At 63.4% G+C, this 23,785-nt stretch carries 21 protein-coding genes; 15 read left to right on the forward strand and 6 right to left on the reverse strand.

The window, feature by feature from the left end:
• The first annotated feature begins 290 nt into the window (after positions 1 to 290).
• Complete coding sequence (locus tag QX034_RS18575) at positions 291 to 1,091, forward strand: transporter substrate-binding domain-containing protein (protein WP_315701066.1); 801 nt, start codon at positions 291 to 293, stop codon at positions 1,089 to 1,091.
• On the opposite strand, the gene QX034_RS18580 is transcribed toward QX034_RS18575, so the two are convergent.
• From QX034_RS18580 to QX034_RS18590, 3 genes are all read right to left on the reverse strand, one after another.
• Positions 1,092 to 1,883 (reverse strand): substrate-binding domain-containing protein, encoded by a 792-nt coding sequence (locus tag QX034_RS18580; protein WP_315701065.1) that lies wholly within the window; start codon positions 1,881 to 1,883, stop codon positions 1,092 to 1,094.
• Between the two features lie 181 nt (positions 1,884 to 2,064).
• Entirely contained in the window at positions 2,065 to 3,558 is a 1,494-nt protein-coding gene (locus QX034_RS18585; RefSeq protein WP_316195662.1) for an NAD(P)/FAD-dependent oxidoreductase, read from the reverse strand.
• Positions 3,559 to 3,744: 186 nt separating this feature from the next.
• Entirely contained in the window at positions 3,745 to 4,194 is a 450-nt protein-coding gene (locus QX034_RS18590; protein ID WP_315701063.1) for a cupin domain-containing protein, read from the reverse strand.
• A gap of 124 nt (positions 4,195 to 4,318) precedes the next feature.
• Between QX034_RS18590 and QX034_RS18595 the strand changes: the two genes are divergently transcribed.
• A complete protein-coding gene (locus tag QX034_RS18595; protein WP_316196092.1) occupies positions 4,319 to 5,389 on the forward strand; it encodes an AraC family transcriptional regulator in 1,071 nt (356 codons plus the stop codon).
• Here the strand turns inward: QX034_RS18595 and QX034_RS18600 are convergent.
• Complete coding sequence (locus tag QX034_RS18600) at positions 5,379 to 6,599, reverse strand: polyhydroxyalkanoate depolymerase (protein ID WP_315703086.1); 1,221 nt, start codon at positions 6,597 to 6,599, stop codon at positions 5,379 to 5,381. The genes QX034_RS18595 and QX034_RS18600 overlap by 11 nt on opposite strands.
• A 186-nt stretch (positions 6,600 to 6,785) precedes the next feature.
• On the opposite strand from QX034_RS18600, the gene QX034_RS18605 reads away from it, so the two are divergent.
• Entirely contained in the window at positions 6,786 to 7,439 is a 654-nt protein-coding gene (locus QX034_RS18605) for a glutathione S-transferase family protein (RefSeq protein ID WP_315701061.1), read from the forward strand.
• 392 nt (positions 7,440 to 7,831) lie between these two features.
• Positions 7,832 to 8,308, forward strand: coding sequence for an HXXEE domain-containing protein (locus tag QX034_RS18610; protein WP_315701060.1), 477 nt, complete (start codon positions 7,832 to 7,834; stop codon positions 8,306 to 8,308).
• A 25-nt stretch (positions 8,309 to 8,333) separates the two neighbouring features.
• Here the strand turns inward: QX034_RS18610 and QX034_RS18615 are convergent, their stop codons facing one another.
• Positions 8,334 to 8,612 carry a hypothetical protein gene (locus QX034_RS18615; RefSeq protein WP_315701059.1) on the reverse strand — a complete coding sequence of 93 codons (279 nt, stop codon included), beginning with the start codon at positions 8,610 to 8,612 and terminating at the stop codon, positions 8,334 to 8,336.
• A gap of 136 nt (positions 8,613 to 8,748) precedes the next feature.
• Between QX034_RS18615 and QX034_RS18620 the strand changes: the two genes are divergently transcribed.
• From QX034_RS18620 to QX034_RS18635, 4 genes are all read left to right on the forward strand, one after another.
• On the forward strand, positions 8,749 to 9,114 hold the full coding sequence (locus tag QX034_RS18620) for a hypothetical protein (RefSeq protein WP_315703085.1): 366 nt from the start codon (positions 8,749 to 8,751) through the stop codon (positions 9,112 to 9,114).
• Between the two features lie 197 nt (positions 9,115 to 9,311).
• Positions 9,312 to 10,238 carry an SMP-30/gluconolactonase/LRE family protein gene (locus QX034_RS18625; protein WP_315701058.1) on the forward strand — a complete coding sequence of 309 codons (927 nt, stop codon included), beginning with the start codon at positions 9,312 to 9,314 and terminating at the stop codon, positions 10,236 to 10,238.
• 115 nt (positions 10,239 to 10,353) lie between these two features.
• Positions 10,354 to 10,947 (forward strand): GNAT family protein, encoded by a 594-nt coding sequence (locus QX034_RS18630; RefSeq protein ID WP_315701057.1) that lies wholly within the window; start codon positions 10,354 to 10,356, stop codon positions 10,945 to 10,947.
• A gap of 69 nt (positions 10,948 to 11,016) precedes the next feature.
• Positions 11,017 to 12,651: a GMC family oxidoreductase gene (locus QX034_RS18635; RefSeq protein WP_315701056.1), complete on the forward strand. Its 1,635-nt coding sequence runs from the start codon at positions 11,017 to 11,019 to the stop codon at positions 12,649 to 12,651.
• Positions 12,652 to 12,676: 25 nt separating this feature from the next.
• On the opposite strand, the gene QX034_RS18640 is transcribed toward QX034_RS18635, so the two are convergent.
• Positions 12,677 to 14,359, reverse strand: coding sequence for a PAS domain-containing methyl-accepting chemotaxis protein (locus tag QX034_RS18640; RefSeq protein ID WP_315728520.1), 1,683 nt, complete (start codon positions 14,357 to 14,359; stop codon positions 12,677 to 12,679).
• A 212-nt stretch (positions 14,360 to 14,571) separates the two neighbouring features.
• Here QX034_RS18640 and QX034_RS18645 point away from each other — a divergent pair, with 212 nt between their 5' ends.
• From QX034_RS18645 to QX034_RS18675, 7 genes are all read left to right on the forward strand, one after another.
• Positions 14,572 to 15,777 (forward strand): PAS domain S-box protein, encoded by a 1,206-nt coding sequence (locus QX034_RS18645; protein ID WP_315701054.1) that lies wholly within the window; start codon positions 14,572 to 14,574, stop codon positions 15,775 to 15,777.
• Between the two features lie 223 nt (positions 15,778 to 16,000).
• Complete coding sequence (locus QX034_RS18650; RefSeq protein WP_315728518.1) at positions 16,001 to 18,127, forward strand: phosphocholine-specific phospholipase C; 2,127 nt, start codon at positions 16,001 to 16,003, stop codon at positions 18,125 to 18,127.
• A 397-nt stretch (positions 18,128 to 18,524) separates the two neighbouring features.
• A complete protein-coding gene (locus QX034_RS18655) occupies positions 18,525 to 19,757 on the forward strand; it encodes a branched-chain amino acid ABC transporter substrate-binding protein (RefSeq protein ID WP_316195664.1) in 1,233 nt (410 codons plus the stop codon).
• Positions 19,758 to 19,893: 136 nt separating this feature from the next.
• Positions 19,894 to 20,841 carry a branched-chain amino acid ABC transporter permease gene (locus QX034_RS18660; RefSeq protein ID WP_315701050.1) on the forward strand — a complete coding sequence of 316 codons (948 nt, stop codon included), beginning with the start codon at positions 19,894 to 19,896 and terminating at the stop codon, positions 20,839 to 20,841.
• Complete coding sequence (locus QX034_RS18665) at positions 20,838 to 22,142, forward strand: branched-chain amino acid ABC transporter permease (protein ID WP_315701049.1); 1,305 nt, start codon at positions 20,838 to 20,840, stop codon at positions 22,140 to 22,142. Before QX034_RS18660 ends, QX034_RS18665 begins: the two co-directional genes overlap by 4 nt.
• Entirely contained in the window at positions 22,139 to 22,888 is a 750-nt protein-coding gene (locus tag QX034_RS18670; protein ID WP_315728516.1) for an ABC transporter ATP-binding protein, read from the forward strand. Before QX034_RS18665 ends, QX034_RS18670 begins: the two co-directional genes overlap by 4 nt.
• Complete coding sequence (locus QX034_RS18675; RefSeq protein ID WP_315701047.1) at positions 22,888 to 23,583, forward strand: ABC transporter ATP-binding protein; 696 nt, start codon at positions 22,888 to 22,890, stop codon at positions 23,581 to 23,583. Before QX034_RS18670 ends, QX034_RS18675 begins: the two co-directional genes overlap by 1 nt.
• Positions 23,584 to 23,785 lie beyond the last annotated feature (202 nt).

Genomic DNA, 23,785 nt, shown 5'->3' on the forward strand with positions numbered 1-23,785 from the left:
GCGCCGCGAACCATGAGGCCGGTCCGGTTTGGGCCATATGCGATAGCCCTGCCTCGGGCGGCGGCACCGTCGCAGCACCTACAAAACGGCGAAATCTGCCTCGCGTGTCGCAGTCGTCTGCGTCGCCGCATTTGATCAAAATTCTGCATCGATTGATTTGATTTCGCGATGACAACGATGCAGATTTTACGCGTTGCCTTTGCCTTTACGTTGCCGAAGTAATTTGTATTTAACGAGCCCCTCGCCATGGTGGACGCTGTTTCCACCCGTGCAAATTGATGGGAGAGGCCATGTTGTTGAAGTGGCGCGGCCTATGCGCTGCAGTCTTTGCGTTTACCGCCGCGGCGGCGGTAACGAACAGCGCACATGCTGCGAACTTGAAGGACGAGATCGCCCCGGGCGGCAAGCTGCGCGTCGCGATCGCGATCAGTCCGGCCGGAGGCGCCTTCTGGTGCACGAAGGCGGAGAATGGTTACGCGGGCGTTCCGGTCGATCTCGGCAAGGCCATGGCTGCACAGCTTGGCGTGCCGGTCGAATATGTCGAATACCACAATTCCGGCGAGATCGCCGATGCGGCCTCCAAGGGCGGCTGGAGTGTCGCCTTCCTGCCCAAGGATCCGGAGCGCGAGGGCAAGTTGTCGTTTGGCCCGATCTATGAGGTCGGCGATGCGACCTACATCGTCCGGGCGGGCTCGACTGCGACGAATTTTGCAACGCTCGACCAGGGCGGCACCGAGGTTGCGGCGATCGAGGACACGACCACGCTGCGCGGCGCGAAGGCGCATCTGAAGAAGGCGACGGTAACGCCCTTCAAGACCTATGACGAGGTCTACAGCCTGCTCGCCGCCGGCGAGATCGACGCCTTCGCATTGTCGCGCGATCAGCTCAACGAAATGGCGAAGAAGCTGCCGGGCACGAAAGTGCTCGACGAGACCTTCAAGAAGACGTTCACCGCGGTCGCGGTGCCGCCCAGCCATCCGCAGGCGCTTGCCTTCGTCACCAAGTTCATGACCGACGCCAAGTCGAACGGCGTGTTGCGCAAGGCCTATGATGACAACGGCCTCAAGGACACGCCGCTACGCACGCAGTGATCAGTTCGCGGCGGGCGCGATGGGATCGAGCCCGCTGTCGACGATCGTCGTGCGGGCGGCCGGGGAGGCCAGAAACCTGATCAGCGCCTTTCCGGCCTCGGGCTCCTTCGACGATGTGGCGATGCCGGCCGAGAAGATCGTGATCTTCTGCAACTCGTCCGGCAACGGTCCGACGATATCGATGCCGGCGACCGGCTTCAATTCGCTGATCTGCTGAAAGCCGAGTTCGGCCTCGCCATGGGCGACGATCTCGCCGACCGGGGTCGCCGGGATCATTCGCGCTTTGTCTTTCATCTGGTCCTTGATGCCGAGCTTGTCGAACATCTCGGTCGAGACGTAAACGCCGCTGGCGCTGTCGGAGTAGGCGACCGATTTCGTCGCCAGCAAGGCGCGCTTCACCGCGTCAGCGGTTGAAATGTCAGGGTGCGGCGTACCGGATTTCACCGCGATGCCGATCGGAGATTTCACCAGATCGACGCGGCTGTCGGCCGCGACCTTGCCCTTTGTGATGAGGTCGCCCAGCGCATAGCCGACCATGATGAGGACGTCGGCCGGCTCGCCGCGCTCGAGTCGCATCGGGATCGCATTCACGGTCGTGCCCATCGAGGGCCCGTAGGCGACCACGACCTTGTTGCCGGTGGTCCGCTCGAACTCCGGCGCCAGCTTCTTGAACGCCGCGGTCAGCCCGCCGGAGATCATCACGTGAACATCGGCGGCGCTCGCGCCGGTGCTGACCGCAAGGGCGGTGGCGACACCGAGCGCAAGAATGCGGACGCGTGCGGAAATTGTCATATGGAATCCTCCCCAGACGAGCGTTGCGCGCAGTTCGTTGGCTGCGCCGCGCAGCTTGCTTATCCCGCTTCTCAGACGAGGACCAGAGGGGGAGTTGAACGACAGATTTTGCGATGCGTCCCAGGGGCGCGCGCCATTTGGTGGCATCCGCCGCTGTCGGATCGCGGCACGCAGGCTGGCGTCAGGTGCCGACCTGGTAGTCAGGGGCGGAGGCCAGGAAGCCGGCATAGGCGTCGGCATCCGGCGGGGCGAACTTCTCGGCCAGCGGACTGCGGCGTCGTTTCGCGGCACCGATGTCGGCCAGCAGCTCGTCGAAATGTTTGAAGTGATAGGGGGCGACGCAGAGCCCGCCATAGACGCCCGCCGCCGGCCGCTCGACACGCTTGAAGTGCAGCATCATCTCGATGTTGTCGCGCATCTGGCGGTCGGTGGGCTGGTGCGCGAGCTGTCCGTCGGCGTAACGCACCAGCCAGTTGGCCGCCATGTCGGCACATAGCACGGTGCAGAAGCTCGAGTTGAAACCGACGAAGCCGAGCTCGGGCAGGTCCGGATTGGCGATCAACCGATACAGCCGATATTGCCCGTCCGCGTCGACCAGCCTGGCGCGATCGGCCTCGGAGAGGAACGGCACGCCCAGTCTGTAGCCGATCGCGAGCACGGCAATGTCAGCCTTGACCCGCTCGCCGCCGCTGGTCACGATCGTGTTCGGCTCGTAGTGATCGAAGGTGCCGCGGATGGCCTTGATCCGGCCGTCGGCCACCATCGGGAAGAAGTCCGGAGTTGCGATCGGGACTGAGCAGTTGACCCCGACCTCGATCGGCTCTTTGGGGACCATCTTGCATTTCTCAAGCTGTAGCTGCGCCTTGAGCAGCGCCTCCAAGCCGCGCCAATTGGCCCAGACGAAAGGCTTGGCGATGGCGTGGGCGAGGCGGGCGAGCGGACCGATGTTCCAACTCGCGAACATCTGCTCCTGCGCGCGAATGTAGAGGATCCGCTTGAAGTTGATCAGGCCGCCGATGAAATACGGAATGCGCCAGACCGGCTCACGATAGACCAGCGTCACCTCGCGCGCGCCGGACTTCACGGCGTTCACCGCGATGTCGGTTGCCGACTTGGAGCCGCCGAGCACCACGACGCTTCTGCCCTTGGCCAGGGCTGCATCGTTGTATTTCGACGAGTGGATGATCTCGCCGCCGGCGGCCGTGAAGCTGTCCTCGCCCGGCAGGTTCAAGCTTTGCGGCTCGTTGAACTGGCCGATGCAGATCGCGACGAAGTCGAAATCTTCGCGGCTGGTCCCGCCATCCTTTGCTGCGAGATCGAGCGTCCAGCCCGGCTTGCCGTCGGCGCGGCGGTTCATCGCCACCACCGCCGTGTTCAGGCGCAGCATGCGGTCGAGGCCGTGGTCTCGCGCATAGCCCGCCAGATAGGCGTGGACCTGCGGTCCCTTGGGCCATTCCGGGTAGGCTTCCGGCATCGCCTTGTCGGTGTAGCGATAGAGCTCTTTCGGGCTCTGGGTCTGAACGTCGGGATAGGATCGGGCCGGCTCCCAGACGCCGCCGAGATCGCCGCTCTTCTCGATGATCGTGACCTTGTGACCTCGTTTCGAAAACGCCTTCGCAGCCGCGAGGCCCGAGACGCCGGCACCGATTACGCACACGTTCTTCCGAATGATCATGGCAGGTTACCTCATCGAATGATTGGCGGGGCGTGCGGGCGAGCCGCATCGAATGCAGGTGGCACGAAGCTCGCCGCTTGCCTCCTCCGCGTCGAGAGCAGTTTGGTTACGCCTGCAATCGGCCGCATGCGCGATCGACGCGCCGCGTCATAGGCCAGACGCCAAGATCGCAGCGCGTCGTTAGACCTAATCGTTGGCCTCGGGCGGCAGGAAGTCGACCTCATGCTCGGCCGAGATCCTGACGACCTCGGCCGGATCGGTGAGGTCATGCAGTTTATTGAACAGCGCTTCGAGCTTCTGCATCGGCGACACCCAGAACAGCGCCCGCGCCGGCTTGTCGGACTTGTTGAAATAGCCGTGTGGAATGCCGCGCGGCATCCGGACCAGATCGCCGGCGTGAGCCTTGACCCAGACACCGTCGAGCTTGAGGTCGAGGACGCCTTCCTGAACCAGGATGAACTCGTCCTGAGTGGGGTGGATGTGGACGGGTACGAACTGGCCGGGCTCGCTGTTGGTCTCGAACGCAAAGGCGGAGTCGGTGATGGCCTTCGGAAAATAGAGCTGGCCGAGGATGTTCCAACTCTTGCCGCCATAGCCGGTGCCGGCCGCGGTGATGCCTTTCTCGAGTGGTGTCATGGCTCGTCTCCCTCGTGGACCTTGCGAAAGGATCGGGCGGCCGGCACGCACTGTCTATCCGGAAAACGAATCCCTCGACCGGATCAGCTAATTATTATAGGCTTAAAATGATCTCGTGATGGCGATGACGGCAATGTTGTCTGTAGCAGCGGGCATTGATTGCACTCCTGGTGGCTCCGCAACGATGCGGCTTGCCGAGTTTTGCCGCGTTGCAACAACCTCTGTCGACGAGGCGGCCGAACAAATAGGTCGCATCTTCTGTCCACATCGGCTGCAACCGGCCGTCCGGACCGCCCAGCATTTCTGCGCTGTGCACAATTGCGCGCCATTTGACGGCTTCTCGATCAACTACGTGGCCTATGGCAGCGTGGTGACCATCGATCCCGGCTACCTCGAGCGCTTCTTCCTGATCCAGCTTCCCCTGTCCGGAACGGCGCGCATCCACGCAGGGTCGCGCGAGGTGGCGAGCTGTCCCGGTCTTGCCGCCTCGCTGCTGTCGCCGACGGTGCCGACGCGGATGCTCTGGGAGGATTGCGAGCAATTGATCCTGCTCGTGGATCGTCGCGTTCTCGAGCAGCGTGCCGCAGCGTTGTCTGGCAAGGCGGTGCAGCCGGTCGTGTTCGACCCGTCTATCGATGTGTCGAAGGGCGCCGGATCGATGCTGGCGGCGCGGATGCATGAGCTCGCCGGGCTGGCCGAGCGGATCGGCCCCGATCGCGAGCTGTCCGCCGTGGCGGCCGCGGATCGGCGGGAGGCGCTGCTCGAACTCCTGCTCATTCACCGCAGTCACGATCTGTCGGATGCCATCCGCAGGTTTTCCGGCCGATCGGAGGCGCTGCCCCGCGGCTTGCAAAGGGCGCGGGACTTTCTGCACGCGCATGCCGCGGAACCGTTGGATCTTGTGCGACTGGCGGAGATAGCTGGTATCGGCATCCGCGCGCTGCAATGCGGCTTCCGCCGCCATTTCGGCAGTTCGATCTCGGAGATGCTGCAGGATCTCAGGCTGGCGCAGCTGAATGCGCGATTGATGAATGCGCCCCCGGAGGCACATATCATCGATATCGCCTTCGATCTCGGCTTCAGCCATCTCGGGCGGATGGCCGGTGCTTACAAGGCGAAGTTCGGCGAGACGCCATCGGCGACGCGGCGGCGTGCCTGTGGTCCTGCGATGCCGAGCCGCGCCTTCACGAATTGACGTGAACGAAATCGCGCAGCAGCGGATAGATCTCGTTGTTCCACTTCCTGCCGCTGAAGACGCCGTAATGGCCGACGCCGGCCTGCATGTGATGCACGCGGCGATAGTTGCGCACGCCGGTGCAGAGCTCCTGCGCGGCCAGGGTCTGACCGATCGAGCAGATGTCGTCGCGCTCGCCTTCCACCGTCATCAGGCCCATCCGGCGCACGGCGGCCGGATTCACCGGGCGGCCGCGATAGGTCAGCTTGCCCTGCGGCAACAGATGCTCCTGGAAGACGTCGCGCACGGTCTCGATGTAGAACTCCGCGGGCAGGTCCATCACGGCGAAATATTCGTCATAGAAAGTCTTGATCACCTCGGCCTTCTCGGTCTCGCCTTTGGCGAGATGGTTGGCGAGGTCGATGTGCTGCTTGAGGTGCCGCTCGAGGTTCATCGACACGAAGGCGGTCAGCTGCACGAAGCCGGGATAGACCTTGCGGAAGGCGCCCTTGCACTGCAGCGGCACGTAATGGATCAGATTGTCCTCGAACCATTTGATCGGCTTGCTCTTGGCGAACTCGTTGACCTTGGTCGGCTGGATGCGGGTGTCGATCGGGCCGGCCATCAAAGTGAGCGTTGCCGGGCGCGAGGGATGGTCGTCCTCGCACATGATCGCGGTGGCGGCGAGCGCGGGCACTGAGGGCTGACAGATCGCGACCATATGCGGCCGCGGCCCGAGCTGGCCCAGGAAGGTGATCAGGTGCTCGGTGTAGTCGTCCAGGCCGAAGCGGCCATGCGCCTGCGGAATGTTCCGTGGATTGTGCCAGTCGGTGATGTAGACGTCGTGGTCCTGCAGCAGCGTCTTGACCGTGCCGCGGAGCAGCGTGGCGAAATGGCCGGACATCGGCGCCACCAGCAAGATGCGGGGCTGTTCAGGCGCGCCCTCCTTCTTGAAACGCAGCAGCGAGCCGAACGGCGTCCTGAACGTCACCTCTTCACTGACCGGCCATTCGCGGTTGCCCACCATGACACTGTCGATCCCGTAGGCCGGCCGCGAATAGGTCAGGGCGGAGCGCGAAATCAGCTCCAGCGCCGCAGCAAGGCGCCGCCAGGCGCGATGCGAAAGCCCGGGTGGGATCAGGTTGAGCGCGCGCAGCGCCGCCGTCGCTCCCTGGCGCCAGGGCTCGGTCAGGTCCATGTGGTTCTGAAAAGCTTGGTACAGCAGCGCCATGCTCGGGTCCGTCACTCCAATTGCTCGCATGCAATATCGGAGCCAAGGCTGACGCGCGCCGCCTCGAGAACTGGCATGTCGCTTGCTGCGTGAAACGTCGGCGCATCAGGCCATGTCCGGCGCTCATCGCCGCCCCGTCGCGATGGGCGATCGGCCTGAGCCGGAGACGAGAGGGAGGTAAACGGCATGGCCAAGGCGACGTTGACGATCAGCAGCAAGAATTATTCGTCGTGGTCGCTGCGCGGCTGGCTGCTTGCCAGGTTTGCGGGGCTGGAGTTCGAGGAAATCATCGTGGCACCCGACGACCCGGCGGCGCGCGCGGAAATCCTGCTGCTCTCGTCCTCGATCCTGGTGCCGTGCCTGCGCCACGAGGGCGCGACCGTCTGGGATACGCTGGCGATTGCCGAATACCTCAACGAGACTTTCCCGCAGGCCGGCCTGCTGCCGGCGGATCGCATCCAGCGCGCGCATTGCCGCTCGATATCGGGCGAGATCCATTCCGGCTTCACCACCTTGCGCGCCTCGCTCCCGGTTAATCTGAAAGCGCATCTCCCGGGCTTCAAGATCTGGAGCCGGGCCCAGGCCGATATCGACCGCGTCTGCACGATCTGGCGTGAATGCCTGGAGGCTTCGGGCGGGCCGTTCCTGTTCGGCGAGCGCTGCATGGCGGACGCGATGTACGCCCCGGTCGTGACCCGCTTCATAACCTACGATGTCAAGCTGGAGCCGCGGCTTCGGGCCTATGCCGATGTGATCATGGCGATGCCGGAGATGCGGGAATGGGTCGAGGCGGCCAAGGCCGAGCCCGCAGAGATCGAGGAGCTCGAGGTGGAATACTGACGCGAGTTGCACTCATCTTGCTGCCAGCACGGTCGCTTCGAAATATTCCCTGATGCGGAATCCTATCGCGATGCCGGCCCCTCAACCGATCGCAGGAATTAACAACTGCGGGCCGCCGCAAGCCATTCCCGGAACTGTCATGCGCTGCATGTTGTAAGTCCTTCCAGGCTCAGCACCAGAGCTGGCCGTGAACAGATCTTGTACCGTGCCTCGCGGCTGATTCGGGCGCGATTCGTTCCAGTCGCGTTCCGGAGGTTAACAGCCCGCATCCGAGCGTTACGTTTCGAGACAGGCTGCGCATTCTAATCTGTCGCTTTTACTGCGATCGGCATGCCTGGCTCTTTGCGGATTGATCGCGGGCCGCTACACCGGCGGCCGGGGGAGGAGCCATCATGGATCTGACGACATGGGCCTGGCTCGCGCTGGCCGCCTACGGCATGCACATTCTCGAAGAATACACCTTCGATTGGCGCAATTGGGCGCGCGCCGTCATGAAGCTTCCGGTGGAGTGGAGCGATTTCTACGTCACCAATGCGCTGGTGATCGTGCTCGGCGCGGTGCAGGCCATCGTGGCCCACGCGCTGCCGTTGGCGCCGCTTGCTTATGCCGCGCTGATGATCATCAACGCCATCTTCTTTCATATTCTGCCGTTCGTGCGGAGCGGCGGGCGCTTCTCGCCGGGACTTGCGACGGCTGTCGTGCTGTTCCTGCCCACGGCTCTTGCGGTCTGGCGTCGGGCGGCGATCGACGGAGTGCTTGACGGCGGGACGGCCGTGTCAGCAATTGCGATTGGCGCGCTGCTGATGGCCTATCCCGTCGTGATGCTCAATTTGCGTTCAAAACCATATTTCCGGCAAGACCATTCCTAAGCAGCGCTCAGGTGGCGCGGTACGATCAATAGGATGTTGCGCGAGCTGCCGCGAAAGCAGCGCCGCCGCGCTCGGAGCGCCCGTTGCGCGATTGAAAGCCCACGCGCGGAAAGCGCCAGGCGACGACGGTCGCTTCCAGCATGCCGCCGGATTCCTGATTGTGCCACTTGCCATCGACATAGAGACATGGAAACGGCAGTTGGTAGGTGCCGCTGTGATCTTCGCAGAGCACCTCGACCGCTTGTCCCGGCGGCGGTTCGCCGCTGCCATCGAACTGCGCCAGCCGTTTTTCGCGCGTAGCCATTCTGTGCATCTCCCTCGAAACGGGTCCCAGCGCTTGCAACCTCAATGCGGGATTGAGGTCGCAGTATGGTATCATCAGGACAAGCGGTCTGTTCCATGCAAATTCATGTGTTTGGCGACGTGATGAGGAAATTGTGATGTGGTTGATTCGCGGCTTGTCTCCGCTTTGTTTCTGCGTTGCTCTTGCTGGTCAAACGGCACATGCGCAGGACGTTCCGGGAATCGAGATCTGCACGGTCGAGAAGACGATGGAACGTCGCACCTCGTGCCTGCAGAGCAATGTGGATTTCCTGCAGAAGACGATCACCAAGCTCTCACTCGACCATCAGCAGAAGATCGACGTCGCAAGCCGTCAGATCCAGGCGCTGAAGGCTGCGTTGATCAGCCAGCAAGGGACGATCGACGAGCTCAAATCGGCGCAGGCAAAGCTGCTCGATGAGCTGAAGAAAAAAGCAGATGCTCCGGTTGCGAAGGATGCCGCGCCGGCAGCAGCCGGTAAGTAGCTATAGAACCCGGCGCAGAAGGCCGCGGCGTAGCTTGCAACGCAGCCTTGCAACGCAGCCCTGCAACTCAGCCCTGCAGCGCATGGCAAGCCGGCTTGCTTGGCAAGCTCGTGCGCCTTTGCCATAAGAGCCCGCATAAGAACGTGCGGCGGGCGATCGAACATCCGCTTGCAGTCATAGAAGCGGGAGGTTGTCCGATGTCCAATCTGCGGGTGCTTGCTACCGATCTGGAATTTCCGGAAGGTCCGGTCGCGATGCCGGACGGCTCGGTCGTGCTGGTGGAGATCCGCGGCCGGCGCCTGACCCGCGTTTGGCCCGACGGCCGCAAGGAGGTGGTGGCGCAGATTCCCGGCGGTCCGAACGGCGCTGCGCTCGGTCCCGATGGCAAGATCTATATCTGCAACAATGGCGGCTTCTCCTGGATTCCGACGCGCAATACCGTCATGCCCGGGCCACAGCCGGAGGATTATCTCGGCGGCTCGATCCAGCGCGTCGACCTGCAGAGCGGCACGATCGAGACCGTCGTCACCAGATGCGGCGAGCATGCGTTGCGCGGGCCGAACGACCTGGTGTTCGACCGGCATGGCGGCTTGTGGTTCTCCGATCTCGGCAAGCGTCGCGCGCGCGACATGGATCTCGGCGCCGTCTACTATCTCAAGCCGGGGATGACCGAGATCGTCGAGGTGGTGCACGGCATGCTGCCGGCCAACGGCATCGGCCTGTCCCCGGACGAAAACACGGTCTATGTCGCGGAGACGCCGACCGCGCGGCTCTGGGCGTATGAGCTCTCCGAGCCGGGCACGCTGAAGCCGCGCGACGTGATCTACCGCGGCGAACGCGGCAAGCCGATCGCGGGACTGGGCGGCTATCAGATGTTCGATTCGCTCGCGGTGGAGGCGTGCGGCAATGTCTGCGTCGCGACTCTGGTGAGCGGCTGCATCAGCGTGATCGCGCCGGACGGCACCATCGTCGAGCAGGTGCCGACCGGCGATCGTGTCACGACCAACATCGCCTTTGGCGGGCCGGGACTGAAGACGGCCTATATCACGCTGTCCGGCAAGGGCGAGCTCGTCGCCATGGACTGGTCGAGGCCCGGATTGCCGCTGAATTTTTTGAACAAGTGACGAGGGCGTGGTAGTCCCGCCGTCATTGCGAGCGAAGCGAAGCAATCCAGCGCCCGAGCAGGATGGCACCGGATTGCTTCGTCGCTTGCGCTCCTCGCAATGACGGAAGTCAGCAATGCCGTTCCTCAATCCCATCACCCTCCGCGGCCAACACGCCAGCCTCCAACCGCTCTCGCCCGCGCATCACGACGCGCTCGTCGAGGCGGTGAAGGACGGCGAGCTGTGGAAGCTTTGGTACACGTCGGTGCCATCGCCCGAGACCATGGCCAAGGAGATCGAGCGCCGGCTGGGCCTGCAGGCGGCAGGCACCATGCTGCCCTTCACCGTATTCGACGCCGAGGGCCGCATCTCGGGTATGACCACCTACATGAATGTCGATGCGACCAATCGCCGGGTCGAGATCGGCTCGACCTGGTATGCGAAGCGTGTGCAGCGCAGCGCGCTGAATACGCAGTGCAAACGCCTGCTTCTCGCACATGCATTCGAGGCGCTCGATTGCATCGCGGTGGAGTTCCGCACCCATTTCTTCAACCACCAGAGCCGGCGCGCGATCGAGCGGCTCGGCGCCAAGCAGGACGGCGTCCTGCGCAGCCATCAGGTTGCGCCGAACGGCACGTTGCGCGATACCGTGGTCTTCAGCATCATCGCCTCCGAATGGCCGACCGTGAAAGCCCATCTCGACCATCAGCTGCATGACAAGCTGCGCTGATCGCGCTAAGGCGCGAGGTGCGCGCATGATGTGTTCGTGCGGCAGATGATGAGTGAACAGAAGATCAAGATGGATACATTCGACTATGTGATCGTGGGCGCCGGATCGGCCGGCTGCGTGCTCGCCAATCGTCTGAGCGAGGATCCGTCGGTAACGGTGTGTGTGCTGGAGGCGGGGCCACGCGACTGGCACCCTTACATTCATGTGCCGGCCGGCTTCATCAAGACCTTCTACATGAAGAGCATCAATTGGGGCTATCAGCAGGAGCCCGGGCCCTATACCGCCGGTCGCAGCATCTACGCTCCGCGCGGCAAGACGCTGGGCGGCTCCTCCTCGATCAACGGCCATATCTATAATCGCGGCCAGCACCAGGACTTCGACACCTGGGCGCAGATGGGCAATCGCGGCTGGAGCTATGCCGACGTGCTGCCTTACTTCAAACGCATGGAGCGGCGGATCGGGGTCGGCGAAGCCGAATATCGCGGCCGTGACGGCAACCTGACGGTCACCACCATGGAGTGGAAAGACCGATTGTGCGAGGCCTTCATGGATGGCGCGGTCTCGCTCGGCATTCCGCGCAACCCCGATTACAACGGCGCCATCCAGGAGGGCGTCTCCTACGTCCAGCGCACGATCCAGAACGGCCGCCGCGTGTCGTCGGCGACCGCGTTCCTGCGTCCGGCCAGCCGCCGGCCGAATGTCGAGATCCGCACGCATGCGCATGCGACCGGCGTCATCCTCGAAGGTAAGCGCGCCGCCGGCGTGCGTTACAGTCGCGGTGGTCGCGGCGGCGTGCCAATGGAGGTGCGCGCGCGCAAAGAGGTGATCCTCTCCGGCGGCGCCTACAACTCGCCGCAACTGCTGCAGCTGTCCGGCATCGGCGCACCGGATTTGTTGCGTGAGCGCGGCATCGAAGTCCGCCACGCGCTTTCAAGCGTCGGCGAAGGCCTGCAGGACCATTACGCGCCGCGCACGGTGGCGCGGGTCAAGAACATCAAGACCATCAACGAACTGGCGCGCGGTCTCAACCTCTGGGGCGAGGCGCTGAAATGGGCGGTGACACGGCGCGGCATCCTGTCGCTGTCTCCGACCATGGTCTACTGCTTCTGGCACTCAGGCGAGACCGCCGAGAGCTCCGACCTGCAACTGACCTTCACGCCCGCAAGCTACAAGGAGGGCGTGCAGGGTCAGCTGGAGGACGAGCCGGGCATGACGGTTGCCTCCTGGCAGCAGCGCCCCGAGAGCCGGGGCTATGTGCGGTTGCGCTCGGCCGATCCGTTCGATCCGCCGGTCATTCAGACCAATTATCTCGCGGCCGAGCTCGATCGCCGCGTCGTCGTCGCGGGCATGAAGCTCGCGCGACGGCTGCTGGCGTCGGCGCCGCTTGCGCCGTATTTTGCTTATGAGGATTTCCCCGGCCCCAAGGTGCAGAGCGACGACGAGTTTCTCGCCGCCGCCACGCAGCGCGCCACCACGACGTTCCATCCTGGCTGCAGCTGCCGGATGGGACCGGCCGACTCGACCTGGGCCGTGGTCGACGATCGCCTGCGCGTGCACGGGCTCGATGGTCTGCGCGTGGTCGATGCCTCGGTGATGCCGCGCATGATCTCGGCCAACCTCAATGCCTCGACCATGATGATAGCCGACAAGGCCGGCGATCTGATCCTGGGCAAGGGCACTGTCGCCGCGGAGCTTGGCGCTTAACGACGCCGGCAGGCAGGCTTGGTCCTTACGCGTTGGCGCGTGCGGCGATTGCCTGGGCTTCCGCAGCGGCTCTTTGCATGCTGGACGACATCTCGCCGGTCACCGTGCTCTGCTCTTCGATCGCGGCCGCCGTCGAGGTGACGTATTCGCTGACGTTCTGGATTTCCGTCTTGATCGCGTTCAAGGCGCTCACGACCTCGCTCGAGATCCCGGTCAGGCCGCCGATCTCCGCACCGATCTTGTCGGTGGCCGCCTTGGCCTGATTGGCCAGGTTCTTGACCTCCGAGGCCACCACGGCAAAGCCGCGTCCGGCATCGCCGGCGCGCGCCGATTCGATCGTGGCGTTGAGCGCCAGCAGGTTGATCTGTCCGGTGATGTCGCTGATGATCTCGACGATCCCGCTCATCGCCTGTGCAGCGTCGCTCAGGCGCTTGGCCTGCGAGTCGGCCGATGCAACGCGCTCCACCGCACCCATCGCGGTCTCGCGCGACTTCGTCATAGCTTCGGAGATCTCGCGGACGGAGGCGTTCAGCTCCTCGGCGCCTGCTGCGACCGATTCCATCATGCCGCGGACGCGCTCATTGCCCATCCGCACCAGCACCTGCTTGGTGACGTCGCTCGCGTATTTCACCACCTTGAACGGCTTGCCGTTGAGATCGAGGATCGGGTTATAGGACGCCTGAATCCAGACCTCGCGCCCGCCCTTGCCGATGCGCTTGTACTCGTTGGCCTGATATTCGCCGCGGTTCAGCGAGGCCCAGAACTCGCGATAGGCGGCGCTGCCGCGCTCGTCCGGATCGACGAACATCGAGTGGTGGCGGCCCTTGATCTCGGCGAGTGTGTAGCCGAGCGCGTGAAGGAAATTATCGTTGGCCGTGATGATGGTGCCGTCGAGATTGAATTCGATCACGGCCTGCGACTTGCTGATCGCCGCGATCTGACCGGCGAGATCGGCATTGCGGAGCTTCTGCTCGGTCACTTCGGTCGCGAACTTGACCACCTTGAAGGGCTGGTTCTGCTCGTTGAAGATCGGATTATAGGAGGCCTGGATCCATACTTCTTTACCGCCTTTGCCGATGCGCTTGTATTCGGCCGCCTGGTATTCGCCGCGGTTCAGCGCCGCCCAGAACTCGCGATAGGCGGCGCTGTCGCGCTCGCGCGGATCGACGAACATGCTGTGATGCTTGCCCTGGATCTCGGGCAGGGTGTAGCCGAGCGCTTTCAGGAAGTTGTCGTTGGCGGTCACGACGGTACCGTCGAGATTGAATTCGATCACCGCCTGCGACCGGCCGATCGCCGCCACCTGCGCCGCATAATCGAGGTTCTGCAGGCGAACGCTGGCATCGGACCACTCGACCACCGTCCCGGCGCGGGTTCCGTCCGGATGCTTCAGCGGCGTCGCGACGAGGTCAAAGACCCGGTTGCCGATCTTGATCGTTGCGCGGTGCTCGGAATTGAGCGCCTGGAGCATGCGCCTTTGGCGTGCCGGCTCCTTGTGGAAACCGTCGATGTTGGTTCCGATCAGTCTGTCGACGCTGAAATTCGGCAACTGCTTCTGCAGGTCAGCTTCGGCTTCGCGCAACAGCGTCTTCACCGCCTCGTTCATGTAGACGATGTTGAGCTTGTCGTCTGCGACCATGACCTTGGCACTGATCGCGCTCGCGGCCAGGGAGGCCAGCACCTCGCTTTGGTTCTTGCGGCCAAACATGAATATCTCCAATCGACCGAGTTCGAAAATACCGGCGGTCTGAGTCGTCCACATCTCCGCGAGATCGCATTGCTGGCGGTCCGGAGATGCAGGGAACGCTTCGTCGCGCGCGTTCGAACTTTCAAAATATCCGGGAAATTCCGGGGTTATCTCAATCTATCAGCTCGGCAGTAAGATTTGGTTAGGCAGTTTTCTGCAGCTCGGTTGGAATTGTGCACGGATGCCCGGCGTCGGAGATCCGACAATCACTCGGAATCGTACTAGCTTGTGTTGAATCAAATTTTCAGCGATTGCGCGCGTTAAATTGCGCGGCCAATCCAGGAGCGCCTCCGTCTCACTCCATGCCAGAGAAAGATCTTGCCGAAATCATCCAGATGCCGAGGGTGTTTCTCGACAGCCTAGGCATCGGCATTTCCGTGACGGATGTCGAGGAAGGCCGTATTCGCTTCGCCAACGCGGAGTATTGTCGCATCGTCGGCTATACGTTCGATCAGTTGAGGACGGACCGGATCTGCTTTCTCGAACTGACCCATCCCGATGATCGGGAGCGGAACCGCCTCCAGCATGCCCGCCTTCTCGCCGGCGAGATCGATCTGTACCAGATCGACGAGCGCTACCTTCGCAAGGATGGAAGCCTGGTATGGGCCCGCGTGACCGCCAGTCCGATACGCGACGTCGACGGCAGCATCCGATGGTATTGCGCTGTCGTCGAAGACATCACGGAAAAGAAGATCCTGGAAGGCCAGCTTGCGGCGGCCGAAAAACTGGCCGGCCTCGAGACGTTCAACCTCGTCGTCGAGGCCGAAGGGCGATCGCCCGGGGCTTCGATGTCGTCATCTCCAAGTCTGGCGGATATGATGCGACACGTTCACCCGGACGACAGGGACGCGCTGGAGAAGGTGCTTCGTCGGGCGATCGTGAAGCGGACCGGCTACACGCAGGAATACCGGATTGTCGCCGATAGCGGTGCCATCCGCTGGGTTCGCGCCATCGGGACGTGCGTCTACAGCCCGTCGGAAGCATGCACGCACCTCGTCGGCTCGACGATCGACATCACCGAAACCAGGGCAGGCGGCGAAGCGAACACGCCGGAGCCGATCCGCAAGATCCTGGATCACATCGAGAAGCACTGGAACCAGAAGATTTCGATCGAGCAGCTCGCAGCTCAGTACGGGATCAGCCCGCGCGCGGTTTATCAATATTTTTCCGCGCACGGCGCCTCCCTGGGAGAGAAGATCAAGCAGAACCGGATGCAGCATGCGCGCCGCATGCTCTGCAATCCCGATCCGGGCGAAACGGTGACATCGATCGCGCTGAAGTGCGGGTTCAACAATCCCGGTCATTTCGCCAAGGAGTACCGGAAGATGTTTGGCGAGACACCGTCGGAAACGCTGCGACCATTGCCGCCGCTCCAATAGCGACCGCGAACATCATCCCAGGGCGGCCTCTCGTGACGCAAGCGGCCAACTGTCTGCAGCCTCGTTCAGGGCGCGGGGCTCGCGTGCTGTTGCGCGTGCGGTCAATCGACGCGCCTCTGCTCGACCAGTTCGCGCTCCCGCCACACATCTTTAATCGTTCGGTCACGCAGCTGTTACCGGGCGCCCCTAATCGAGCCGACGCATCACTTTGGGGAGTGAATAGATGTCGAATGACAAGCGTCATGATCGTCGTGAATTCTTGCGCCTGCTGGGCGCGTCGGCCGCTACGGCCGCGCTGACTCAGAGCATCGAGCGGGCGCATGCGATTCCGGCCTTCAACCGTCAAGGCACCATCGAGGACGTCAAGCACATCGTGGTTCTCATGCAGGAGAACCGGGCGTTCGATCATTATTTCGGCAGCATGCGCGGCGTCCGCGGCTTCAACGATCCGCGTGCGGTGAAGCTGCCGAACGGCAATCCGGTCTGGCAGCAGCCGAACGGCAACACCAGCGTGATGCCGTTCCGCGTCGACAATGCGGCCAACACTTACGTCGAAGACGTGGCCCACGGCTGGAACGACGGCCAGAGGGCCTGGAATCACGGCAACTATGACCAGTGGCTCCCGAACAAGGGGACCACGACCATGACCTATATGAACCGTCAGGATCTGCCCTGGCACTACGCGCTGGCTGATGCCTTCACCGTCTGCGATTCGTATTTCTGCTCGGTGATGGGGCCGACCGATCCGAACCGCTATTACATGTGGACCGGCTGGGACGGCAATGACGGCAAGAACGGCGGCCCGGTCATCACCAACGCGGAAGCCGGCTACGATTGGTCGACCTTCCCTGAACTGTTGGAAAAGGCTGGGATCTCCTGGAAGATCTATCAGGATATCGGCGTCGGCCTGACCGCTTCCGGCTATTGGGGCTGGACCGAAAATCCCTGGATCGGCAATTACGGCGACAACTCGCTGCTCTATTTCCACCAGTACCAGAACTCGCAGCCCGGCAGCCCGCTCTATGAGAAGGCGCTGCGCGGCACCAACATCGCCAATGGCGGCAACTTCGAGAACCTGTTCGACATTCTGCGCAACGATGTCAGGAACGGCACGCTGCCGCAGGTGTCGTGGATCGCGGCGCCGGAGGCCTTCAGCGAGCACCCGAACTGGCTGCCCGGCCCCGGGGCCTGGTACGTATCGAAGGTGCTGGACATCCTGACCTCCAATCCGGAGCTCTGGAGCAAAACCGTTCTGCTGATCAATTATGACGAGGGCGGCGGTTTCTTCGACCACGTGGTCGGGCCTTATCCGGCGCCGTCCAAGGCGTATGGCCAGTCGACGGTGGACACCAGCACCGATCTGTTCGCCGGCGACGGCAGTCATGTCCCGGGTCCGTACGGGCTTGGCGTCCGCGTGCCGATGCTGGCCGTCTCGCCTTGGTCGCGCGGCGGCTTCGTCTGCTCGCAAGTGTTCGACCACACTTCGGTGATCCAGTTCATCGAGAAACGCTTCCATCGCACGGCGCCCGGCCTGTTCGAGAAGAACGTCCCGGCATGGCGTCGCGCGGTCTGCGGCGACCTCACCTCGGCCTTCAACTTCCGTTCGCCGAACGAAGGTTTGCCGCCGCTGCCGCCGACGGTTGCGCCGCCCGCCAGCGACGTCACCACCGGCACCCGCTATGATAACTATCATCCGGTCCCGCCGGCCAAGCAGGTGATGCCGGTGCAGGAGCAGGGCGTCCGTCCCGCCCGGCCGCTGCCCTATAATCTTCAGGTCGACGGCTCTGCCAATCTCGCGCAGAAGAGGTTCGCGATCCGCTTCGCCAATCCGGGCGATGCCGGCGTCTGCTTCCACGTGCGTTCGGGTAACAGCAATCTGGGTCCGTGGAGCTACACGGTCGAGCAGGACAAATCGCTGAACGATGTCTGGGATCTTGCCGGCACTGCCGGTCAGTATGATCTCTCGGTCTACGGGCCGAACGGCTTCTTCCGCAGCTTCAAGGGCGGCGGTTTGGGGGCCAATGTCGCCAACGTCGACATCGATTCGTTGGATTTCTCCAATGAGGACGCCGACAACGACGTGTACGGTCTCGGTCTGATCCTGACCAACAAGGGCGCGATCTGCACCGTGACGCTCGTCGATAACTACACCGGCAGGAGCCGGACGCACCGGCTGCGCCATGGCGAGAAGTTTGAGACCATGGTCCATGTGCACAACAACAACGGCTGGTACGACCTGACGGTGACGACCGATACCGATGCCGGCTTCAGGTGGCAGCTCGCCGGTCACGTCGAGAACGGCCGGAGCACGACCAGCGATCCCGCGATGGGCAAGATCGCGGCGACCTGACATTTGGTTCGGCAGCCATCGAGGAACGCCCGGGCGGAAGTCCGGGCGTTCCGCTTTTTGAAACTGACGCTGCCGATCCTACCCGGCAATCGTCCGCGTCCAGCATGCGGACGCGTTCGGTTGGCGCGGCAGGTGCCGGATCGCAGTTGCCTGTCGTGTGCGGCTCACGGAATTTCCAGCACGCGAGATAACGGCGCCATCGGCCGAGGCGACAGTGGCCGAGAGGCAGCGGCTCTCGCGCTTCGCCGTTAAATATCGCGAGACATTCTGAAGCAGGCGCACAGCTTGCGTCGCAGCAGGACTTGTCAACGCGGTTTCGTTCCCGCAGTATGACCGCAATTGTGCCGTGCGAGAGGCACCAATGCCAAGCGATCATGTCAGTGAGGAAACGAAGAAGATGCTGAAGATGACGAGGGTCATCGCCTTGACCCTGCCGATGCTGTGTGGAACCGCCTACGCGGAGGATACGGTCAAGATCGGCTATATCGATCCGCTCTCCGGTGGCGGTGCCAGCGTTGGCGAAGGCGGACTGAAGACGTTCCAGTTTCTCGCCGACGAGATCAACGCCAAGGGCGGCATTCTCGGCCGCAAGGTCGAGATCCTGCCGCTCGACAACAAGACCAACCCACAGGAAAGCCTGGCCCAGGCGCAGAAGGCGATCGACGCCGGTGCCCACTACATCACCCAGGGCAACGGCTCCTCGGTCGGCGCGGCGCTGGAGGATTTCGTCGCCAAGAACAACACGCGAAATCCCGGCAAGGAAGTGCTCTACTTCAACTATGCCGCGGTCGATCCGAGCATGACCAACGAGAAGTGCAGCTTCTGGCATTTCCGTTGGGATGCGAACTCCGACATCAAGATGGAAGCGCTCACCAACTACATGAAGGGCATTCCGTCCATCAAGAAGGTCTATTTGATCAACCAGGACTATTCGTTCGGTCAGTCGGTCCGCACCGAGGCGCGCAAGATGTTGGCCGCCAAGCGCCCCGACGTCCAGATCGTCGGCGACGAGCTGCATCCGCTGCTCAAGATCACCGACTTTTCGCCCTACATCGCCAAGATCAAGGCGTCCGGCGCCGACAGCGTCGTGTCCGGCAATTGGGGCCAGGACATCGCGCTGCTGCTCAAGGCCGCGGCCGATGCGGGCCTCAAGGTCAACTGGTACACCTACTATGCCGGCGGCGCCGGCGGCCCGACCGCGATCAAGCAGACGGGGCTCGACCATCAGGTGTTCCAAATCACCGAGGGCTTTGCGAACTCGGGCGATCAGGCCGCGATGGATTTCGAAAAGGCGTTCCGCGCCAAGACCGGCCTGTCGCTGTGGTATCCGCGCGCAGTCAACGAGATGCGCATGTTCAAGGCTGCGGCCGAAAAGGCCAATTCGCTCGACCCGGTGAAGGTCGCGGCCGCGCTCGAGGACATGAAGTTCGACGTTCTCGATGGCGGCAGCGGCGTGATGCGCAAGGACGACCATCAGTTCTTCCAGCCGATCTACATCTCCTCCTTCGGCAGCCGCAGCGAGAAGGAGCCGTTCGACGAGGAGAATACCGGCTGGGGCTGGCGCCTAGTGGCGAAGGTCGACACGCCGCAGACGATGTTGCCCACCACCTGCAAGATGGCGCGGCCCTGATGCGTGCCCGGCGCCTGTTCCGGATGGCCGGAGCAGGCGCCGAGATTTGCGCCGCCGTCCTGCCCGCGGGGCCGGGCGGGGCCGCTTTCAATTCTGCTGCTCCGCGCTTAGCGGAGCGAATGCTTATGGATGAATCGTGCTCGAGTTGATCGTGATTTCGACGCTCAACGGCGTCCTGTTTGGGATGCTGTTGTTCCTGTTGTCCAGCGGGCTGACTGTGATCTTCAGCATGATGGGCGTCTTGAACTTCGCCCATGCCAGCTTCTACATGCTGGGCGCATTCTTCGGTTATCAGCTCACGGTCTGGATCGGCTTCTGGCCGGCCCTGGTGCTCGCGCCTTTGCTGGTGGGCGCGGTCGGCATGGCGGTCGAGCGCTACGGCCTGCGCAACGCCCATAAGCATGGCCACGTCGCGGAATTGCTGCTGACCTTCGGTCTTGCCTTCGCCATCGAGGAAATCGTCTCGATGATCTGGGGCAAGAGTCCGGTGGATTATCGCGTGCCGGCGGCGCTGGATTTCCCGGCGTTTACGATCTTCTCCACCAACTATCCCGCCTACAAGCTCTTCATGCTCGCGGTCTCGATCGCGATCTTCGTCGCACTCCTGGTCGTGCTCAAGCGCACCCGGGTCGGGCTGATCGTGCAGGCGGCGCTGACGCATCCCCACATGGTCGGGCATCTCGGCCACAATGTCGGGCGTGTCTTCATGCTGGTGTTCGGGGTCGGCAGCGCATTGGCCGGGCTGGCCGGCGTCATTGCCGGGCCGGCGCTGGTGACGCAATCGGACATGGCGGCCTTGCTGGGGCCGATCCTGTTCGTCGTCATCGTGTTCGGCGGCCTCGGCTCGCTGCCCGGCGCCTTCATCGCCTCGCTCTTCATCGGGCTGGTGCAGACCTTTGCGGTCGCGCTCAACGGCTCGCTCTCGAGCGCGTTCGGGCCGCTCGATCCGGGCGTCGGCCCCTCGGTCCTCACCGACATCTGGAATGTCACGATCGCTCAGATCGCCCCGGTCCTGCCCTATGTGCTGTTGGTGGTGATCCTGATCGTGCGTCCCATGGGCCTGCTCGGAACCCGCGAAACATGACCTCGACCGTGACCTCAGCTCCGCCCATCGCCGCAACCCCATCCACCCAGAGCCTGCGCTTCTATGGCATCTGGGTGATCGGCGGCCTCGCGCTCGTCGTGCTGCCGCTGATCTTCTCCTCGGGCGGCTCGCTCACCTCCTTCAGCCTGATCGGCATCGCGATCATCTTCGCGCTGTCCTACAACATCCTGCTCGGCGAGACCGGGCTGTTGTCGTTCGGCCATGCCGTGCATTACGGGCTCGGCGCCTTCGCTGCCGTCCACGTCATGAATGCGGTCACCAGCTATGGCTGGCCGATCCCGCTGCCGCTGATTCCGCTGGCCGGCGGGCTTGGCGGGCTCTGCTTTGCGCTTCTGATCGGCTGGGTGATGACGCGGCGCGCCGGCACCGTGTTTGCGATGATCTCGCTCGGCATCGGCGAATTGGTCGCATCGTCCTCGCTGATTCTGCGCAGCGTGTTCGGGGGCGAATCCGGCATCACCACTGATCGCACGGCGCTGCCGCATGTGTTCGGCTGGAGTTTCGGGCCGCAGATCCAGGTCTACTATCTCATCGCCGCCTGGCTGTTGATCTCGGCGATCGCGATGTATGCGCTGACGCGCACGCCGCTCGGCCGCATCTGCAATGCGGTGCGCGACAATCCCGGCCGCGTCGAGTTCATCGGCTACGATCCGCACGTCGTGCGCTATCTCGCCTTCGGCTTTGCCGGGTTCTTCGCCGGCATTGCCGGTAGCCTTGCCGCCATCAATTTCGAGATCGCGAACTCCGCCTATCTCGGCGCGGTGCAGTCGGGCCTGGTGCTGTTTGCGACCTTCATCGGCGGCACCTCCTATTTCTTCGGTCCGATCGTCGGCGCCATTCTCGTGACCTACCTGCAGCTTGGGCTGACCAACCTCACCAGCGTGTGGCAGCTCTATTTCGGCATCATCTTCATCGGCATCGTGATGTTCGCGCCGAACGGCATCGCCGGCCTCCTGATGATGCACCGGCCGCTGATCCGGGCGCGGTCGCTTGGGCTGGTGATCCCGTCCTACCTGGTCGCGGCGCTGCCGACCCTGGCGCTCGCCTGCGGCGTCATCCTCTCGATCGAGACGGTGGCCCGCTATAGTGCGACCGCAAGCGAGGGCAGCATCATCAACCTGTTCGGCATCGCTTTCGATGCGACCAAGCCCGCGACCTGGGCGGTGGCTGCCGTCCTGGTCGTCGGCGGCGGCATCGCGGCGCGCATCACCTGGCGGCGGATTGCGGAAGCCTGGGACCGTGCCACCACTGTTGCCCGTGACCGGGGGGTTCTCGCGTGACCGCAGCCATCGAAGTCCGTGCCGTCGAAAAGCGCTTCGGCAATGTCAGCATCATCCACGACCTCAATCTGAGCGTCGCGCAAGGCGAGCGGCACGCCATCATCGGCCCCAACGGCGCCGGCAAGTCCACGACGTTCAACCTGATCAGCGGCTACATCAAGCCGACCTCGGGCGAGATCCGGCTGAACGGCGACCTCATCTCCGGCCTGCGGCCGTTCGAGATCAACCGGCGCGGCCTGTCGCGTTCGTTCCAGGTCACCAACGTCTTCGCGCGCATGAGCGTGTGGGAGAACGTCCGCTGCGCCGTGCTGTGGGCCACCGGCCATCGCTATGCCTTCTGGAAGAATGTCGACGATCTGCCGGAGGTGCGCCAGCGAACCGCCGAGATCCTGGAGGACATTCATCTGAGCCATCGCCGCGACGTGCCGGCGGGCCTTTTGACCTATGCCGAGCAGCGCGAACTGGAGATCGGCATCACCATCGCCGGCGGCGCCAATGTCATCATCCTGGACGAGCCGACCGCGGGCATGAGCCATGCCGAGACCGAGCGCGCGGTGGCGCTGATCCGCCGGCTCACGGAAGGGCGCACGCTCGTCATCGTCGAGCACGACATGAGCGTGGTGTTCGGCCTGGCCGACCGCATCTCGGTCCTGGTCTATGGCCGCATCATCGCCTCCGGCACGCCGGAGGAGATCCGCGGCAATCCCAAGGTCAAGGAAGCCTATCTCGGGCAGGAGGCGAACTGATGCTCGAGGTCAGGGACCTGCACGCCTATTACGGCAAGAGCCACATCCTGCAGGGCGTCGACATGTCGATTGCGGCCGGCGAGGTCGTGAGCCTGCTCGGCCGCAACGGCGTCGGCCGCTCCACCACGGTGAAGGCGATCATGGGCGAGGTGCCGCCGCAGGGCGCCATCCGCTTCAAGGGCAAGGATATCGCGGGCCTGCCGAGCTACAAGATCGCGCGGCTCGGGCTCGGCTACGTGCCGGAGCATCGCGACATCTTCCCCGGGCTCACGGTGCGGCAGAATCTCCTGCTCGGCATCAAGGACACCCGCCGTCCCGGCAAGTGGCGGTTGGAGCAGATGCTGGAGATGTTTCCCAATCTCGCGGCGCGCGCCGACACTGCGGCCGGCGTGTTGTCCGGCGGCGAAAAGCAGATGCTGACGACCTGCCGGACGCTGATGGGCGACCCCGACCTGATCATGATCGACGAGCCGACCGAAGGCTTGGCGCCGCTGATCGTGCAGCAGGTCGGCGATCTGATCGCGCATATCGCCAAGGCAGGCGTGGCGATCCTCCTGGTCGAGCAGAAGCTGTCGATCGCGCTGCGGATCTCGCACCGGGTCTACATCATGGGCCACGGCCGCATCGTGTTCGAAGGCACGCCCGAGGCGCTCCGCGCCAACGACGCCGTCCGCAAGGAGTGGCTGGAGGTCTAGCAGGCTGCTGAGAAACTCTCGCTGCTGCGCAAGCTGCCGCTGCAATCACCTCCACCCGATCCGCTCGGACCGGCAACTGACGGAGCAATCCGCTGGTTTGTCAGCCTGGCGATGGATGTGCCGTTCAGCAAGAATCGCGACCGGTTCGCTTGACATGCCCGGCGACCCGCGCAACTGGCTGGTGTTCGTGGAACGCCAGCCT

Source organism: Bradyrhizobium sp. SZCCHNR3119, assembly GCF_032487775.1.
In the GTDB taxonomy this organism is placed as follows: domain Bacteria; phylum Pseudomonadota; class Alphaproteobacteria; order Rhizobiales; family Xanthobacteraceae; genus Bradyrhizobium.